Raw genomic sequence first — 15,002 nt, forward strand, 5'->3', positions numbered from 1 at the left:
AGATTTTTCACCGACATCCGCCGGGCGGACCGCGTCCTCTCGCGCCTCGGCGCCGCCGCGCCGTGGTTCCGCCTCCCCGGACCGCTCAGACACCGGCCGCGTCCTCGGCCGGGTCCAGCTCGCCCGCCGGGATCATCGTGCCCGCCGCGGCGATCGCGGACAGCACGGTGCGGGCCTTGTTGAGCGATTCGGTGTCCTCGTAGTCCGGGACCGAGTCCGCGACCACGCCGCCGCCCGCCTGGACGTAAGCCGTCCCGTCGAGCATCAGCGCCGTGCGGATGGCGATCGCGGTGTCCGCGTCGCCCGCGAAGTCCAGGTAGCCGACCACGCCGCCGTACAGCGCTCGGCGCACCGGTTCCAGCTCCTCGATCAGCTGCATCGCGCGCACCTTCGGCGCGCCGGACAGCGTGCCTGCCGGGAAGCAGGCGGTGACCGCGTCGAACGCTGTGGCGTCGTCCTTCAGCTCGCCGGTCACCGTGGACACGATGTGCATGACGTGGCTGTAGCGCTCGATCTGGAAGAAGTCGACCACGTGCACGGTGCCCGGCTTGCAGACCTTGCCGAGGTCGTTGCGGCCGAGGTCGACGAGCATCAGGTGCTCGGCGCGTTCCTTCTCGTCCGCGAGCAGGTCCTTGGCCAGCTGCGCGTCCTCCTCCGGATCCGCGCCTCGCCAGCGGGTGCCCGCGATGGGATGCGTGGTGGCGCGGCCGTCGCGGACCGTCACCAGCGATTCCGGGCTGGAGCCGACGATGTCGAAGCCCTCCAGCCGCAGCAGGTACATGTACGGGCTCGGGTTGGAGGTGCGGAGCACGCGGTACACGTCGAGCGCGTCGGCTCCGGTCTCGATCTCGAACCGTTGCGACGGCACGACCTGGAACGCTTCGCCGGCCTTGATCGCCTCGACCGCCTTGTCGACGGCCGCGTGGAAGTCCTCCTTGGCGCGGTGGCGGCGGAACTCCGGCACCGGCCGGTCGAACGTCGCGACGGTCGGCGGCGCGGGCACCCGCAGCTGCTCGGTCATCGCGGACAGCCGGGCCAGCGCGTCGTCGTACGCGGCGTCCACGCGCTCGGCCGAGTCGTCCCAGTTGACCGCGTTGGCGATCAGCGTGACGGTGCCCTCGTGGTGGTCGAACGCGGCGAGGTCGGTGGCGAGCAGCATGGTCAGCTCGGGGATGTCGAGGTCCCGTTCGGCCAGCTCGGGCAGCTTTTCCAGCCAGCGCACGGAATCGTAGCCGAGGTAGCCGACCATTCCGCCGGTCAGCGGGGGCAGGCCGGGCAGCGGTTCGGTGTGCAGCGCCTCGACGGTCGCGCGCAGCACCTGCAGCGGGTCGCCCTCGGTGGGCAGGTTGTCCGGCGGGGTGCCGGTCCAGACCGCTTTGCCGCCCGAGACGGTGAGCGCGGCCGGGCTGCGCACGCCGATGAACGACCAGCGCGACCACGATTTCCCGTTCTCGGCCGATTCGAAGAGGAAGGTGCCGGGCCGGTCGGCGGCGAGCTTGCGGTAGATCCCCAGCGGGGTCTCGCCGTCGGCGAGCACCCGGCGCACCACGGGGATCACGCGGCGGCTTTCGGCCAGCGCGCGGAAGTCGGCGCGGGACGGGCTGACCGGGCCGGGCCCGGCCGTGGACGTGGCTGCTGAGCTGACCATGCGTCTCATTGTGCCGCTACGGCCGCGTCCGCCGGTCAGCGGGCTCTCAATTCAATGACTGTTGAATTTGAGGCGGCGACCGGTCAAGATGGACTGGTGAGCACCGAAGACACTACCGCGCGCCGCCGCGGCCGCCGCCCCGCTGGTCAGGACACCCGCGCGGTCCTGCTCGAAGCCGCCCGCACGGTGTTCGCCGAGAACGGCTACGAACGCGCGACGGTCCGCTCCATCGCCGCGCGCGCCGGCGTCGACGCGGCCATGGTCAACCACTGGTTCGGCGGCAAGGAAGGCCTGTTCGCGCAAGCGGTGCTGAAACTGCCGTTCGAACCGGCGGAACTGGTCACGGTCCTGCGCGACGGCCCGGTCGACGAGCTGGGCGCCCGGATCGTGCACACTTTTTTGACCCGCTGGGACGGCGTCGGCGGCGACACGTTCCAGGCGCTGATCCGCAGCATCGCCAGCCATGAGGCGGCGAGCACGGTGCTGCGGGAGTTCTTTTCGCAGTTTTTCACCACGCTGCTGAGCGAGACCGGCGTTGACCGGCGGGAGCTGCGGGTGGCGTTGTGCGCGTCGCAGCTGGTGGGGATGGGGCTGGTCCGGTACGTGGCCCGGTTCCCGCCGATGGTGGAGGCGGAAGTGGACACATTGATTACCGCGGTGGCGCCGACGTTGCAGCGTTATCTCACCGGGGACATCGACTAGCGCGACAGCAGCAAGAAGACCAGCGCGAGCCCACCCGGCAGCACCTGCACGAACAGAATCCGCTTCGACGCGGTGGCAGCCCCGTAGAGACCGGCCACGATCACGCACGCCAGGCCGTACAGCTTCAGCTGGAAGCCCGCCGGGTCGGCCGCGATCAGGCCCCAGATCAGCGCGGCGGCGAGGAAACCGTTGTACAGCCCCTGGTTCGCCGCCAGTGTCTTGCTCTCGCGGGCGAATTCCTCGGTGGTGCCGAACGCCGCGCGCGCCCGCGGCGTGGTCCACAGGGCCATCTCCAGCACGACGATGTACAGGTGGATCAGGGCGACGAGCCCGATCAGCACGTTCGCGACGACGGTCATCGCGCGCTCTCGTCCGCGAGCAGCAGCCGTTCGCCGGTGTCGAAGCAGGTGTGCGTCCCGGTGTGGCAAGCCGGGCCGGTCTGGTCCACCCGCAGCAGCACCGTGTCGCCGTCGCAGTCGACGCGGACCTCTCGCACGTGCTGGACGTGGCCCGAGGTCTCGCCCTTCACCCACAGCTCCTGCCGGCTGCGCGACCAGTACGTCCCGCGGCGCGTGGTGAGCGTGGAGTCCAGCGCGTCGTCGTTCATCCACGCCATCATCAGCACGTCCGACGTCGCGTGGTCCACCACGACCGCGGCGATCAGTCCGTCGGCGTTCCACTTCAACCGGGCGGAAAGTTCCGGCGAGAGGCTCATCGCACGACCACCCCGCCGGTGCGCAGCGCGCCCTTCACGTCGCCGATCGTCAACTGTCCGAAGTGGAATACGCTCGCCGCCAGCACCGCGTCGGCGCCGGCTTCCACGGCGGGCAGGAAGTGTTCGGTCGCGCCCGCGCCGCCGCTGGCGATCACCGGGACTCGCACCGCTTTGCGGACCAGGTCGATCAGTTCGAGGTCGAAGCCGGTTTTGGTGCCGTCCGCGTCCATCGAGTTGAGCAGGATCTCGCCCACGCCGAGCTCCTCGCCGCGCGCGGCCCATTCCACCGCGTCGATTCCGGTGCCGCGCCGGCCGCCGTGCGTGGTGACCTCGAAGCCGGACGCCGTCGGTTCGCTGCCTTCGGGCACGCGCCGCGCGTCGACGGACAGCACGACGCATTGTGCCCCGAACCGGCGCGACGCCTCGTGCAGCAGCTCCGGGCGCGCGATGGCGGCCGTGTTGATGCTGACCTTGTCCGCACCGGTGCGCAGGAGCCGGTTGACGTCGTCGGTCGAGCGCACGCCGCCGCCGACGGTGAGCGGGATGAAGACCTGCTCGGCGGTGCGGCGGACCACGTCGAAGGTGGTTTCGCGGTCGCCTGAGGACGCGGTGACGTCGAGGAAGGTCAGCTCGTCCGCGCCCTCGGCGTCGTACCGGCGCGCGAGCTCCACCGGGTCGCCCGCGTCGCGCAGGTCGGCGAAGTTGACGCCCTTCACGACCCGGCCCGCGTCGACGTCGAGACAGGGAATCACCCGAACCGCCACAGCCATGCGCTCCAGCCTAGTCGGCCGCTCACCCAAGCCCGCCGCGACGGCTTCGTCACTAATTTTCGGATCCGATGCATCAAAACCGCACCCTCGCGCGTCTCATGATCGTGACCATCGGTTTCGACGATTTCGTGGCGGAACGCCTCGACGGGCTGCTGCGCTACGCGACCGTCCTCGCCGACGACCCGCATCTGGCGCAGGACATCGTCCAAGACGTGCTCCTGCGCGCCCAGCAGCGCTGGTCGAAGATCGATTCGCCGCCCACCTACGTCCGCCGGATGATCACCAACGAGTACCTCTCGTGGCGCCGCCGCGCCGCCCGCCGCGTGGTCCCGTCGAACCATTCGGTGCTCGATTCGCTGGGGCCGCCGACCGCCGATCCCAGCACCGCCTACGACGAACGCGACGAAATGCTCGCCTTGCTGGCCACGCTGCCGCGGAAACAGCGCGCCGCGGTCGTGCTCCGCTACTACGAGAACTACACCGACGCCGAAATCGCCGATTTCCTCCGCTGCGGCGTCTCGACCGTGCGCAGCCAAATCTCGCGCGCGCTGGCGACACTGCGCGCCGGCATGCCCTCGTTGCCGTCCGTCCTCACCACCGGAGCAGGAGAATGACCCCGTCGAACGAGACCGAGACGCTGGTGCGCGACAGCCTCGAACGGCTCGCGGAGCAGGCGCCGGACGGCAATGAGGTCCTCAACGCGCTCGCGCGGGCCCGGCAACGCCAGCACCGGCGCCGTCCTCGCCTCGCGCTCGCCGCCGCGGCCGCGGCGGCGATCGCGGTCGCCGCCGGGGTGCCGCTGGTGGTCAACGCCGTCACCGATGTGCCCGCGCAGCTCACGCCCGCCGCCGGACGGCCGGTGCTCGCGTACACGCCGGGCTGGCTGCCGGACGGCTTCACCGAGCAGTACCGCTCAGGCGGGCCCGGAAACACCGCGCAGGTGCGGCAATGGCAGGCCGGGGCGAGCCGGGTGGAAATCGCGGCGCACTCCACGGCCGATCCGGAATGGGCGCAGACCGCGCTGCGCATCTCGGCGTTGAAGGACCAGGTCGTGGTGCACGGACGGGTCGCCATGGTGACCGGGCCGAGCGACACGATCGCGACGCTGACCTGGATGCCGGACGACCGCCACGTGCTGACCGCGAAGGTGGAAGGCGTCCCGGACGCGCGCACGGTGGCTGAGCAGGTAGCCGATTCGGTCACCCAGGAACCCGTGCTGGTCCGCGGTGAGGCACGGTTCGGACCGCTGCCCGCGGGAATGCGCGAAGAAGCCACGACGGTGCGCGGCAGCGACTCGGGCAACGCGACGACCGTGCTCGACGCCGGCGGCCCGGCGGGCAAAGTGCGCGTGACGGTCGGCAGCGGGTCCCCGGCTCTCGGCGGGTCCAGGCCGGTGCGGGTGCGCGGCTTGCCCGGGGCTTACGTGCCCGCCTCCGGACCGGCCGACGCGCAGGTCACCGTGCGGTTGTCATCCGGACGCTGGCTGACCGCCTCCGGCCGGTTGCCGCGCGAACAGCTCGTCGCGGTGGCGGACGGGATCGTGCTCGATTCGGCGCCGGATTACGCCTGGCTCGGCACCCGCTGACCGCTACCGTGAACGCATGTCCGACTTGGGGGAGTCTCGGAGCACGTTCGCGCGGATAGCGACCGCGGTCGGGATCGGCGCGGCGATCATCGCCGTTCTGGTGGCCTGGTGCGTCGGTGCCAACTATCTGGCCCAGCTGACCGCGGGCGAGCAGCTGACCTGCCGGTTGCGGAATCTCGTGCCGTGGTCGGGCTTGGGCGTGACGCTGTGGCAGGTGAGTTCCCTGGTGCTGTTCCTGCTCGCCGGAGCCGGGATTTCGGCGCTCCTCGGGCGAATCGGAGTGCGAAAGGCGGCGCTCGGCATTTGCGCGGCTCTGGTCATTCTGTTCACCTGGGGCTATGTCGCGGCGACCCATGTGGTGATGCACAAGGTGGCCGATCACGGCACGTCGGTCTCCGTGCCGACGACGCCGCCCGGCGGGCCGCAGCCTGTCGACCGCTGCCAAGGACTCTGACGCCGTCTACCGTGGAGCTATGTCCGAACTGGAGCGTCTCGGCGCCGAGAAGTACGTCGTGCTGACCACTTTCCGCCGCGACGGCCGCGCGGTCCCGACCCCGGTGTGGGTCTCCCGCGACGGCGACGAGCTGGTGCTGTTCTCCGAACGCACCGCGGGCAAGGTCAAACGGATCCGCAACAACGGCGAGGTCCGGCTGCAGGCGTGCGACGTCCGCGGCCGCCGGGTGCACGGCGCCGAAGTAAGCGGGACGGCCCGGTTGCTCGACGCCGCCGACAGCGACCGCATCCGCGGCGTGATCGCCCGGGACTACGGCCTCGTCGGGCGGGTCACGATGTTCTTCAGCCGCCTCCGCGGCGGACCCGAGCGGACCATCGGGATCGGGATCAAACTCGCCGAGTGAGTCACCGGGCCGCCGCGCGGAGCCGGGCGCCCATCGCGGCCGAATCGTGGTCCGGCCCGCAGCCTTCGACCAGGATCACGTCGCCCACCAGGTGGTCGGTGCGCAGGCGGAGGATCTTGCGGTAGTCCGCCGACGCGTACCACGCCTCAGCGGCGGCGAAGTCCGGGAATTCGATCATGACGGTCCCGCCCGGCCAGCTGCCTTCCAGCACGCGGGTGCGTCCGCCGTGGATCAGGAAACGGCCCTCGAACGGGTCGAGCGTCGCCTGAATCAGCTCCATGTACTCGTAGACCTCGGGGTCCACGGTTCCGGGCTGGCGCAGGTGGGCGATGGCGTAGGCGTTCATGTCCGGCTCCTCGGGTCGATTTCGTTGTCTGCCAGCCAATCCTGTCCGCTCCGGTGCACGGAGTCGATTACCTCGCGGGTAATCGATCAGCTCCCGTAGCGGGCCGTCAGCTCCCGTCCGATGCGGGCGAGTTCGGCGCGGACCGACTCCGGTCCCACCACCTCGGCCAGGTCGCCCCACCCCGCCAGCTGCTCCGCGACAGAGCGCGCCCAGTGCGCCGCCACCTTCACCCGAACCCGCCCGTCCTGCTCCCCGACAACCTCGCAGTGCCGCCCGAAATGCGTCCGCAGCACGGACAAGTACCGCGCGTCGATCAGCACCGTCGCGGACACGAGCGAACGCCGCTGCTCCATCTCCGCCACGACCCGCGCCCACTGTTCCCGGAGATCGAAGTCGTCCGGCAGCGGCGAAGGCAGGTCCGTGGTTTCCGCCGCCGAGATCCGGTCGACGCGGAAAGTCCGTTGTCCCGCAACGGTTCCGGCGATGAGATACCAAACTCCGTCCTTGTCGGCGAGGCCGTACGGATCGGTTAACCGCCCTTTGCCGCTGTAGTCGAACCGCACCTTGCGCCGTCGCACCACCGCCTGCTGCAGCGACTGGACGAGCGCGGGCGGCTCGCGATCCCGCTCGCCCCACCCCGCCGGATCGGACACGACGGCCCGCGCGGCGGCTTCGGCATCAGCTCGGAACGTGGCGGGCAGCGCACGGACGAGCTTGCGCAACGCGGACGACAACTCCGGGCCGCCGGACGCCGCCGGGCCCAGCATCAGGAACAACGCCTGGGACTCGGCCGCGGTCAGCCCGCTGAGATCGGTGCGCGCCCCGCCGACGAGCGACCATCCGCCGCCGCGTCCGGGCTGCGGGTAGACCGGGATCCCGGCCGCCGACAACGCTTCCAGGTCGCGGCGGGCGGTCGCCACGGAGATCTCCAGGTCGTCGGCCAGCTCGGCAGCGGTCACCCGGCCGCGGGCCTGCAGCAGCAGGACGGCAGCGACAAGACGGTCAGCTCGCATGTTTCTGATTCTCTCCCTGAAAGTGCTCAGAAGATGAGCACTTTGGAGGAGAAGCTAGTCCCGCAACCGAGCAGACAAGGAACCCGACATGCTTCGAGGACTCAGCACCGTCACCTTCTACTCCCCCGATTTCGAGGCGGCGAAGCGCTGGTACACCAACCTTCTTGGCGTCGCGCCTTACATGGACACCCCGGCGTACCTGGAGTGGCGCATCGGCGATTACCAGCACGAATTCGGCATCGTGCACAGCTCGTACGCCACCAGCGAACTCTCCCGGACCGCTGACCTCGCGACCGTCGGCCAGCCCGCGGGCGCGGTCGTTTTCTGGCACGTCGAGGACGTCGCGGCGACGCTGGAGCGAGTCGTCGCGATGGGCGCGAAGGTCCACGACGCCCCGCGCGACCGCGGCACCGGGTTCATCACCGCGTCGGTGATCGACCCGTGGGGCAACGTCCTCGGGCTGATGTACAACCCGCACTACGTCTCGGTCCGGGAAACGCTGGTGCGGGCATGCTGATCTTCAGCGACGCCGCGTCGTGGCGGGACTGGCTGGCCGAGCACCACGATTCGGCCGCCGAAGCATGGGTGGTGCTGGCGAAGAAAGGCGCGCCCGGCCTCACCTACGAGCAGGCGCTTCAAGAAGCGCTCTGCCACGGCTGGATCGACGGCCTGACCCGCCGCCGCGACGGCTCCGCCTACACCCAGCGGTACACGCCGCGACGGCCGAAAAGCCCTTGGTCAGCACGAAATCTCGCCCGCGCCGAACTGCTCCGGAGGGAAGGCCGGATGCGGCCCGCCGGACAGCTCGCGCTCGAGCGGGCCGCGTGATTTCCTTTGCCCAGCACCAATTCCCGCCGTCAGCGAACCGCGGCGAGAGCCTCCGGCAGGGTGAAAGCGCCCGCGTACAGCGCCTTCCCGACGATGGAGCCTTCGACGCCGTCCGACGCCAGCCCGGCCAGCGCGCGCAGATCGTCCACACTGGACACTCCGCCGGAGGCGATCACCGGGGCGTCGGTGCGGGCGGTGACCTCGCGCAGCAGCTCCAGGTTCGGGCCGCGCAGCGTGCCGTCCTTGCTCACGTCGGTGACGACGTACCGGCTGGCCCCGTCGCGGTCGAGCCGCTCCAGGACCTCCCACAGGTCGCCGCCGTCGGAGGTCCAGCCGCGCGCGGACAGCCGGTGCCCGGCCTCGGTGATCCGCACGTCGAGCCCGATCGCGACGCGGTCGCCGTATTCGGAGACGACCTTCGCCGTCCAGTCCGGGTCCTCGAGCGCCGCGGTGCCGAGGTTGACCCGGCGCGCGCCGGTGGCGAGCGCCGCCTCGAGCGACGCGTCGTCGCGGATGCCGCCGGAGAGCTCCACCTGCACGTCGAGCCGCTTGACGACGTCGGCGAGCAGCTCGCGGTTGCTGCCCTTGCCGAACGCCGCGTCGAGGTCCACCAGATGGATCCACTCGGCGCCGTCGCGCTGCCACTGCAGGGCCGCTTCGAGCGGGCTGCCGTAGGAGGTTTCGGTGCCCGCCTCGCCCTGGACGAGTCGGACCGCCTGGCCGTCGGCAACATCAACTGCGGGAAGGAGCGTGAAAGTCACGCGCACAGACTATGCGGCGGGGTCGGGCGCACCGTCCGGGGGATATGCGCTCGCCCCGACGGCGCCGGCCATCTGGGCGGTACGACGGGCGGCCTGTGCCGACAACGTGAGCAGCGGCACATCCTTTCTGCCGCAGCGGAGTTCCCGACCCTTACGCCAGCGTGCCGAGCCAGTTGCGCAGCAGCCGCGCCCCCGCGTCGCCGGACTTCTCCGGGTGGAACTGGGTCGCCCACAGCGGACCGTTCTCCACCGCGGCGACGAAATCCTCGCCGTGGTTGGCCCAGGTCACCTTGGGCTGCTGGCCGGCGAGGCCGGAGTCCAGCTCCCATTTCCGCGCGGCGTAGGAGTGCACGAAATAGAACCGCTCCTCCGGGTCGATCCCGGCGAACAGCTGCGAATCGGCGGGCGCGCGGACTGTGTTCCAGCCCATGTGCGGGAGCACGTCGGCCTGCAGGCGCTCGACCGTGCCCGGCCACTCGCCGGTGCCCTCGGTCTCCTCGCCGTGCTCGACGCCGCGCGAGAACAGGATCTGCATGCCGACGCAGATGCCCAGCACCGGACGTCCGCCAGCCAGCCGTTTGCCGATGATCCGGTGCCCGTGCACGCCCAGCAGCCCGCTCATGCATGCGGAGAACGCGCCGACGCCGGGCACCACGAGGCCGTCGGCTTCGACGGCGGCGTGCGGGTCGGCGGTGACCTCCACCTCGGCGCCCGCGCGCGCGACGGCGCGCTCGGCGGAGCGGAGGTTTCCGGAACCGTAATCGAGGATCACCACACGAGACACGCGTCCGAGCCTAGTCCCCTGGAGAATTTCGTTCCGAGGCCGTTTCGTTCTCGCCCCGATCGGGTACTCATCACGCTATGCGTGGGCGCCGCCGGTGCCCCCGGACCCGGAAAGAGGACGAGATGTCCGAGTCCGATCTGCTGTGCCGGATGTTCCAAGCGTGGCGGGAAGACATCGACAGTGTGCCGTTCCCGCAGCTCAGGGAGCTGACCATCCCGCCGCAGAAGACCCGTGCCGAGATCGACCTGGCGCGCCGGCCGGCCGCGCGCACGGCGAACCCCGTGCGGCGCGCCGACAGCGGCTGGTGACCGCGAGCGGTTGCCAGCTGCCGGAATCCCGCCTTATCCGGTGAAAAATTCCTTGAGGGACAACGCGATCGAACCTGCGTCGAGCCCGTGCACGAGATCGTGGTCGGCGAGCGTGCCGTAGATCCGGATCTCGGTGTCCCGGCGGGTGCCGAGGTTCAGCAGCCGGTGCGGCCGGTCGGCCAGCGCGTCGGCGACGCAATGCGCGGACGTTCCCTTGAGATACGGCTCCACCAACGCCACATCGGCGACGTCGGTCGCCGCGGCACGAAGTCCCTCGGCGTCGAACGGACGCACCGTCGAGGTGTAGAGCACCGTCACGTCCATGCCTTCGGTCGCTTCCAGCACCCGGTCCAGCATCGGGCCGACTGCGATCACCACGCCGCGCGTGCCCTCGCGGATCGTCTGCAGGCCGACCCCGAGGTGCGGCGCGGAATTCTCCTGCGCGGACAGCCGCAGGTACGTCCGGCTGTCCCCTGGCACCGAATCGAGCAGCAGCCGCCGCGCTTCCTCGGGATGGCCGGGAACGTGGACGTACCAGCCGGGCAGGGAATCGATCAGCGCGACGTCGCCGGGAGCCTGATGCGTGCGACCCTCCATCGGCATGTCGTAGGAAGCGCCGTAGGACACCAGCACCGCGCCGAGTTCCTGGTGGCTGAGGTCCAGTTTGATCTGTTCGAACGCGCGCTCCACGAGGAACGCGTTGAAGGTGTGGACGATCGGCCGCAGCCCGGCGAGCGCGAGGCCCGCGCCGGTGCTCACGAGCAGCTGCTCGCGGATCCCGACGTTGATCACCCGGTCCGGATGCCGTCGCGCGGCCTCGGCGAGCGCCGCGGCCGAGATGTCGGCGAGGACGACAGCCACGTCCGGGTCGGTGTTGACGATTTCTTCCGCGGTGGACAGGAAGGTGTCCCGCATGTTCGGCATCAGTGCGCGCCTTTCGGTTCCACGACGGCGACGACCGCGAGCGGCCGTCCGGGATGGCGGGTGGTGAACGCGTCGTACAGCGCTTCGTGGTCGCGGCCGGACACCGTTCGCACGGCCCAGCCTTCCGTTTCGAAGCGGCGCGCGATGCCGCCCGGCCAGCCGTGGCTCGAGGACTGGTTGTCCACGACCACGGTGGTCAGCTTGTCGAGCCCGAGCCGCGCGGCGACGACGATCGCCTCGTGGTTGGAGCCCTCGTCGAGTTCGGCGTCGCCGATCAGCGTGACGATGCGCGAGCTGAACCGGCGGGCGCGCAGGCCGAGCGCGGCGCCGATGGCGATCGGCAGGCCGTGCCCGAGCGAGCCGCTGGAGATTTCGACGCCGGGCACGCGGACGCGGTCGGGATGGTGGCCGAGCCGCGAGCGCGCCGAACTCCAGTCGGCGAGTTCGTCCTCGCCCAGCCAGCCCTTCGCGACGAGCACCGCGTAGTACGCCATCGGCCCGTGCCCCTTGGACAGCAGGAACCGGTCGCGCCCGGGCCGGCGGGCGGTCTCCGGGCCGAGGCGCAGGACGCGGTCGAACAGCACCCACAGGACGTCCACTGTGGACTCCGCGGCCGCGTGGTGTTTGTCGTCGCCGGTCATCAGCGAGATCAGCCGGGGCAGGTCCGCGTAGCCCGGCTCGTGCGTCGTCGTGGTCATGGTCTCGACAATGCAACCTCGACCAAACTGAAGGTCAAGGGCTAACCTGAAGCAATGACGAGGTTGGCGGACAAGCTGAGCATCGGGCAGGTCGCGGAACGCAGCGGGGTCCCGCACACGGCGCTGCGGTTCTACGAGGAGCGCGGCCTGATCACGTCCGAGCGCTCGGCGGGCAACCAGCGCCGCTACGCGCGCTCGGTGCTGCGGCGGATCGCGTTCATCCGCGCCGCGCAGCGAGTCGGGCTGTCACTCGAAGACATCAGCGCGGCGCTGGAGACGCTCCCCGCGGACCACGCACCCACGAAGGCGGACTGGGCGCGGCTGTCGCGCGAATGGCAGACCGAACTCGACGCCCGGATCGACGCGCTGCAACGGCTGCGGGACCGGCTGACCGGATGCGTCGGCTGCGGATGCCTGTCGCTGCGCAGCTGCGGCCTGTACAACGCGGAGGACGAACTCTCCCGCTTCGGCCCCGGTGCCAGCAAGTTGCGCCCGGTCCTGGAGGGCGGCATCTGAATTCCGTTGCGCGCCAGGGCGTCGGTGTGGGTTACTGCGGGTTGAAATGAACGAGAAATATCGAACCCGGGTATCGAAACGACTGTCCCGGCACCTGCGCCACGATCCCGGCGGACTCGGTTTGACCTTGTCTCCCGGCGGCTGGGTCCCGGTCGCCGAACTCCTCGCGGCGCTCGCCCGGCACCGGTTCCCGGTGAGCCGCGCGGAGCTGGACGAGGTCGTCGCGAACTGCGCGAAACAGCGGTTCTCCTTTGACGAGACGGGGACGTTGATCCGCGCCAGCCAGGGGCACAGCGTCCGCGTGGATCTGGACCTGTCCGACGCTGTGCCACCGGAAACCCTCTTCCACGGCACGGCGACGCGGTTCCTGCCGTCAATCTGGACGGAGGGTCTGCGGCCGATGAAACGGCACGCGGTGCATTTGTCGGCGACCCGCGAAACGGCGTGGAAAGTCGGGTCGCGGCACGGGAAACCGGTGGTGCTGACGGTCGCGGCCGGGGAGATGGCCGCGCGCGGGCACGCGTTTCAGGTGAGCGACAACGGGGTGTGGCTTACTTCGGCGGTCCCGGCGGAGTTTCTGACGGTGTCCGAGTAGCGCATACTGAGTCTGTCGCGCCCGAGGAGGTGGCCATGCCGGATTACACGATCGTCCAGTGCAGCCAAGGCCACTACTTCTCCACGATCTGGATTCCGTTCGTGTCGCTCAAGGCGATCCGGCTCGGCGAGCGCCGGGTGCAGAAATGCCCGGTGTGCCACCGTTTCCGCTCCGTCGTCCAGGTTTCCGCGGACCAGTTGAGCGCCGAGGAACTGCGCGCGGCCGAAGCGCTGAAGGACTCCCGGCTGCCGTAATCAACCACAGTCGGGTTCCCCTTCGCCGGTCGGCCTGATGCGCGATGCGGAAGTCCGTGAGGGGAACCCTGAGGGAATCTGATTCCGTGAGGGTTCCCCTCACGTACTTCTGCGCGAGCGGGGCCGCCGCGAGAGGTCGCGCGGCGATCAGCCGGTTTCGGCCACGCGGCACAGGATTTCCCCGTGCGGGATCGAGAACCAGCCGTCCGGATCCGCCGCCCACTCGCGCCACGCTTCAGAGATCTCGCGGAGATCTTCAGCGGACGCGTGCCCGCCCGCAACAGCCTGCTCGGCGATCTTGGAGTCCAGGATCCGGTCCGCCCACATGCCGCCCCACCACGCCCGTTCCTCCGGCGTGGAATGGCACCAGATGGAGGCGCTCGGCTGGACGTCGCGACCACCGGCGGCGTGCGCCCAGGCCAGCAACCGCCGTCCGGCGTCCGGCTCGGAGCCGTTGCCGTGCGCGACCGCGCGGTAGACCTCCAGCCAGCGGTCCAGTCGCGAGTCCGCCGGCCACCAGAACGCGGCGGCGTAGTCGGTGTCGCGGGCGGCGACGACACCGCCGGGCTTGGCCAGCGCCAGCATGTGCCGCAACGCTTCCACCGGTTCGGTCAGGTGCAGCAGCACTTGGTGCGCGTGCACGACGTCGAATCGGCCAGCCACCTCGGACGCTGTGATGTCGGCGCGCTCGAACCGGACATTGGACACGCCTTCGCGCTCAGCGTGCGCACGCGCCTGTTCCAGAACGGCTTCCGACAAATCGATGCCGAGCACCTCGCCAGGGGCCACCCGGCGGGCGATGTCCACTGTGATCGTCCCGGGACCGCAGCCGACGTCCAGCACGCTGCGCCCGGGAAGCAGCTCCGGTGCGAGGTAGGCCGCCGAATTGTCGACGGTGCGCCAATGTTGTGAACGTACGACGCTTTCCGCGTGACCCTGCCCGTAGCTGCTTTCCGAAGGCATGCTTCGAGATTAGGAGCGAGTTCCCAAATACTGCAACAGAGTTCTCAGCATTCGAGAACTGCGGACGTGCTCAGCAGACCCGGCGACGCGGCCTGCCCAGCAGCCGCCTGCCCACCCGGACCAGTTCCCGGCGCAGGGTTTCGTCGTCCACCTCGGCCAGGTCGGGCGCTCCGCCCGCCATCGCGATGCCGGTGAACGCCACGATCGCCGTCACGCGAGCGGTCACGTCCAGTTCCGGCCCGCCGGCCACGATCGAGATCAGCGCCTGTTTGAACCCTTCGACGCCGTGCACCGATTTCGCCAGCGCCGCGTCGATGCCCGGGTCGCTGGAGAACAGCGCGACCAGCACCCGGTGCCGCACCACGAGATCGACGAAACCGTCCACCAGGTGGTCCACCCGCGCGCCGTGCCGCGGGTGCTTCGCGGCCTCGACGACGAGCTGGTCCAGCTCCCGGATGCCCGGCTCCGCGACCGCCTCGGTGATCTCCGACTTCGTCTTGAAGTGGTAGTACACCGCGGCCTTGGTGACACCCAGCTCGTCGGCGATCATCTGCAGCGACGTGCCCTCCACGCCGTGCTCGGAGAACAGCCGCAGCGCAGTGGCGAGCAGCCTGGTGCGGGTGTCCGCGACCGGTTCGACGGTCGTCATCGCGCCCTCCTCCTCAAGCGGAGTGCACGGCTCCGCAGCACATCATGATACTAGCCGAACGACTAGCCCGAAACTTGCCGTGCGGC

At 70.2% G+C, this 15,002-nt stretch carries 23 protein-coding genes; 11 read left to right on the plus strand and 12 right to left on the minus strand.

What is annotated here, in order from left to right; all coding sequences use genetic code 11:
* Positions 1 to 85: 85 nt before the first annotated feature.
* Positions 86 to 1,648, minus strand: a complete 1,563-nt coding sequence (locus ABZX37_RS09330) for an anthranilate synthase component I (RefSeq protein WP_354737622.1) — start codon at positions 1,646 to 1,648, stop codon at positions 86 to 88.
* Between the two features lie 96 nt (positions 1,649 to 1,744).
* On the opposite strand from ABZX37_RS09330, the gene ABZX37_RS09335 reads away from it, so the two are divergent.
* Positions 1,745 to 2,350 (plus strand): TetR family transcriptional regulator, encoded by a 606-nt coding sequence (locus ABZX37_RS09335; RefSeq protein ID WP_354737624.1) that lies wholly within the window; start codon positions 1,745 to 1,747, stop codon positions 2,348 to 2,350.
* Here ABZX37_RS09335 and ABZX37_RS09340 read toward each other — a convergent pair.
* Genes ABZX37_RS09340 through hisF form a run of 3 tightly spaced genes read right to left on the minus strand, consistent with a single transcriptional unit; the run spans position 2,347 to position 3,835 of the window.
* Complete coding sequence (locus ABZX37_RS09340; protein WP_354737626.1) at positions 2,347 to 2,709, minus strand: DUF1304 domain-containing protein; 363 nt, start codon at positions 2,707 to 2,709, stop codon at positions 2,347 to 2,349. The genes ABZX37_RS09335 and ABZX37_RS09340 overlap by 4 nt on opposite strands.
* A complete protein-coding gene (gene hisI / locus ABZX37_RS09345; protein WP_354737628.1) occupies positions 2,706 to 3,065 on the minus strand; it encodes a phosphoribosyl-AMP cyclohydrolase in 360 nt (119 codons plus the stop codon). Before hisI ends, ABZX37_RS09340 begins: the two co-directional genes overlap by 4 nt.
* A complete protein-coding gene (gene hisF, locus ABZX37_RS09350) occupies positions 3,062 to 3,835 on the minus strand; it encodes an imidazole glycerol phosphate synthase subunit HisF (RefSeq protein ID WP_354737630.1) in 774 nt (257 codons plus the stop codon). The genes hisI and hisF overlap by 4 nt, the downstream gene beginning before the upstream one ends.
* A gap of 98 nt (positions 3,836 to 3,933) precedes the next feature.
* On the opposite strand from hisF, the gene ABZX37_RS09355 reads away from it, so the two are divergent.
* Genes ABZX37_RS09355 through ABZX37_RS09370 form a run of 4 tightly spaced genes read left to right on the plus strand, consistent with a single transcriptional unit; the run spans position 3,934 to position 6,277 of the window.
* Positions 3,934 to 4,449 (plus strand): SigE family RNA polymerase sigma factor, encoded by a 516-nt coding sequence (locus tag ABZX37_RS09355; protein ID WP_354737632.1) that lies wholly within the window; start codon positions 3,934 to 3,936, stop codon positions 4,447 to 4,449.
* Positions 4,446 to 5,420 (plus strand): hypothetical protein, encoded by a 975-nt coding sequence (locus tag ABZX37_RS09360; protein WP_354737634.1) that lies wholly within the window; start codon positions 4,446 to 4,448, stop codon positions 5,418 to 5,420. The genes ABZX37_RS09355 and ABZX37_RS09360 overlap by 4 nt, the downstream gene beginning before the upstream one ends.
* Positions 5,421 to 5,436: 16 nt before the next feature.
* A complete protein-coding gene (locus ABZX37_RS09365; protein WP_354737636.1) occupies positions 5,437 to 5,874 on the plus strand; it encodes a hypothetical protein in 438 nt (145 codons plus the stop codon).
* A gap of 19 nt (positions 5,875 to 5,893) precedes the next feature.
* Positions 5,894 to 6,277, plus strand: coding sequence for a PPOX class F420-dependent oxidoreductase (locus tag ABZX37_RS09370; RefSeq protein WP_354737638.1), 384 nt, complete (start codon positions 5,894 to 5,896; stop codon positions 6,275 to 6,277).
* 1 nt (position 6,278) lies between these two features.
* Here ABZX37_RS09370 and ABZX37_RS09375 read toward each other — a convergent pair whose 3' ends face one another.
* Both ABZX37_RS09375 and ABZX37_RS09380 read right to left on the minus strand, forming a co-directional pair.
* Positions 6,279 to 6,623, minus strand: coding sequence for a DUF1330 domain-containing protein (locus ABZX37_RS09375; RefSeq protein ID WP_354737640.1), 345 nt, complete (start codon positions 6,621 to 6,623; stop codon positions 6,279 to 6,281).
* A gap of 86 nt (positions 6,624 to 6,709) precedes the next feature.
* Positions 6,710 to 7,636 (minus strand): WYL domain-containing protein, encoded by a 927-nt coding sequence (locus tag ABZX37_RS09380; protein ID WP_354737642.1) that lies wholly within the window; start codon positions 7,634 to 7,636, stop codon positions 6,710 to 6,712.
* A gap of 88 nt (positions 7,637 to 7,724) precedes the next feature.
* Here ABZX37_RS09380 and ABZX37_RS09385 point away from each other — a divergent pair, with 88 nt between their 5' ends.
* The gene (locus ABZX37_RS09385; RefSeq protein ID WP_354737644.1) at positions 7,725 to 8,153 is read left to right on the plus strand and encodes a VOC family protein; all 429 of its coding nucleotides are present in this window, start codon (positions 7,725 to 7,727) and stop codon (positions 8,151 to 8,153) included.
* The gene (locus tag ABZX37_RS09390; RefSeq protein ID WP_354737646.1) at positions 8,147 to 8,464 is read left to right on the plus strand and encodes a hypothetical protein; all 318 of its coding nucleotides are present in this window, start codon (positions 8,147 to 8,149) and stop codon (positions 8,462 to 8,464) included. Before ABZX37_RS09385 ends, ABZX37_RS09390 begins: the two co-directional genes overlap by 7 nt.
* Before the next feature lie 29 nt (positions 8,465 to 8,493).
* Here ABZX37_RS09390 and priA read toward each other — a convergent pair whose 3' ends face one another.
* Together priA and hisH are read right to left on the minus strand one after the other, a co-directional pair.
* Positions 8,494 to 9,225: a bifunctional 1-(5-phosphoribosyl)-5-((5-phosphoribosylamino)methylideneamino)imidazole-4-carboxamide isomerase/phosphoribosylanthranilate isomerase PriA gene (gene priA, locus ABZX37_RS09395; protein WP_116202272.1), complete on the minus strand. Its 732-nt coding sequence runs from the start codon at positions 9,223 to 9,225 to the stop codon at positions 8,494 to 8,496.
* Positions 9,226 to 9,376: 151 nt separating this feature from the next.
* Entirely contained in the window at positions 9,377 to 10,000 is a 624-nt protein-coding gene (gene hisH / locus ABZX37_RS09400; protein WP_354737765.1) for an imidazole glycerol phosphate synthase subunit HisH, read from the minus strand.
* Positions 10,001 to 10,131: 131 nt separating this feature from the next.
* On the opposite strand from hisH, the gene ABZX37_RS09405 reads away from it, so the two are divergent.
* Positions 10,132 to 10,317, plus strand: a complete 186-nt coding sequence (locus ABZX37_RS09405; RefSeq protein WP_354737648.1) for a hypothetical protein — start codon at positions 10,132 to 10,134, stop codon at positions 10,315 to 10,317.
* Positions 10,318 to 10,350: 33 nt separating this feature from the next.
* On the opposite strand, the gene ABZX37_RS09410 is transcribed toward ABZX37_RS09405, so the two are convergent.
* A complete protein-coding gene (locus tag ABZX37_RS09410; RefSeq protein ID WP_354737650.1) occupies positions 10,351 to 11,241 on the minus strand; it encodes a transketolase in 891 nt (296 codons plus the stop codon).
* The gene (locus ABZX37_RS09415) at positions 11,241 to 11,939 is read right to left on the minus strand and encodes a thiamine pyrophosphate-dependent enzyme (RefSeq protein WP_354737652.1); all 699 of its coding nucleotides are present in this window, start codon (positions 11,937 to 11,939) and stop codon (positions 11,241 to 11,243) included. Before ABZX37_RS09415 ends, ABZX37_RS09410 begins: the two co-directional genes overlap by 1 nt.
* A 54-nt stretch (positions 11,940 to 11,993) precedes the next feature.
* Here ABZX37_RS09415 and soxR point away from each other — a divergent pair, with 54 nt between their 5' ends.
* Genes soxR through ABZX37_RS09430 form a run of 3 tightly spaced genes read left to right on the plus strand, consistent with a single transcriptional unit; the run spans position 11,994 to position 13,304 of the window.
* The gene (soxR, locus tag ABZX37_RS09420; protein ID WP_354737654.1) at positions 11,994 to 12,455 is read left to right on the plus strand and encodes a redox-sensitive transcriptional activator SoxR; all 462 of its coding nucleotides are present in this window, start codon (positions 11,994 to 11,996) and stop codon (positions 12,453 to 12,455) included.
* Positions 12,456 to 12,501: 46 nt separating this feature from the next.
* Complete coding sequence (locus ABZX37_RS09425; RefSeq protein WP_354737656.1) at positions 12,502 to 13,050, plus strand: RNA 2'-phosphotransferase; 549 nt, start codon at positions 12,502 to 12,504, stop codon at positions 13,048 to 13,050.
* Positions 13,051 to 13,085: 35 nt separating this feature from the next.
* A complete protein-coding gene (locus tag ABZX37_RS09430) occupies positions 13,086 to 13,304 on the plus strand; it encodes a hypothetical protein (RefSeq protein WP_354737658.1) in 219 nt (72 codons plus the stop codon).
* 147 nt (positions 13,305 to 13,451) lie between these two features.
* On the opposite strand, the gene ABZX37_RS09435 is transcribed toward ABZX37_RS09430, so the two are convergent.
* Positions 13,452 to 14,267 (minus strand): class I SAM-dependent methyltransferase, encoded by an 816-nt coding sequence (locus tag ABZX37_RS09435; RefSeq protein ID WP_354737660.1) that lies wholly within the window; start codon positions 14,265 to 14,267, stop codon positions 13,452 to 13,454.
* A 70-nt stretch (positions 14,268 to 14,337) separates the two neighbouring features.
* Entirely contained in the window at positions 14,338 to 14,916 is a 579-nt protein-coding gene (locus ABZX37_RS09440; RefSeq protein WP_354737662.1) for a TetR/AcrR family transcriptional regulator, read from the minus strand.
* Positions 14,917 to 15,002 lie beyond the last annotated feature (86 nt).

The organism is Amycolatopsis sp. NPDC004079 (genome assembly GCF_040610415.1).
Lineage (GTDB): Bacteria > Actinomycetota > Actinomycetes > Mycobacteriales > Pseudonocardiaceae > Amycolatopsis > Amycolatopsis halotolerans.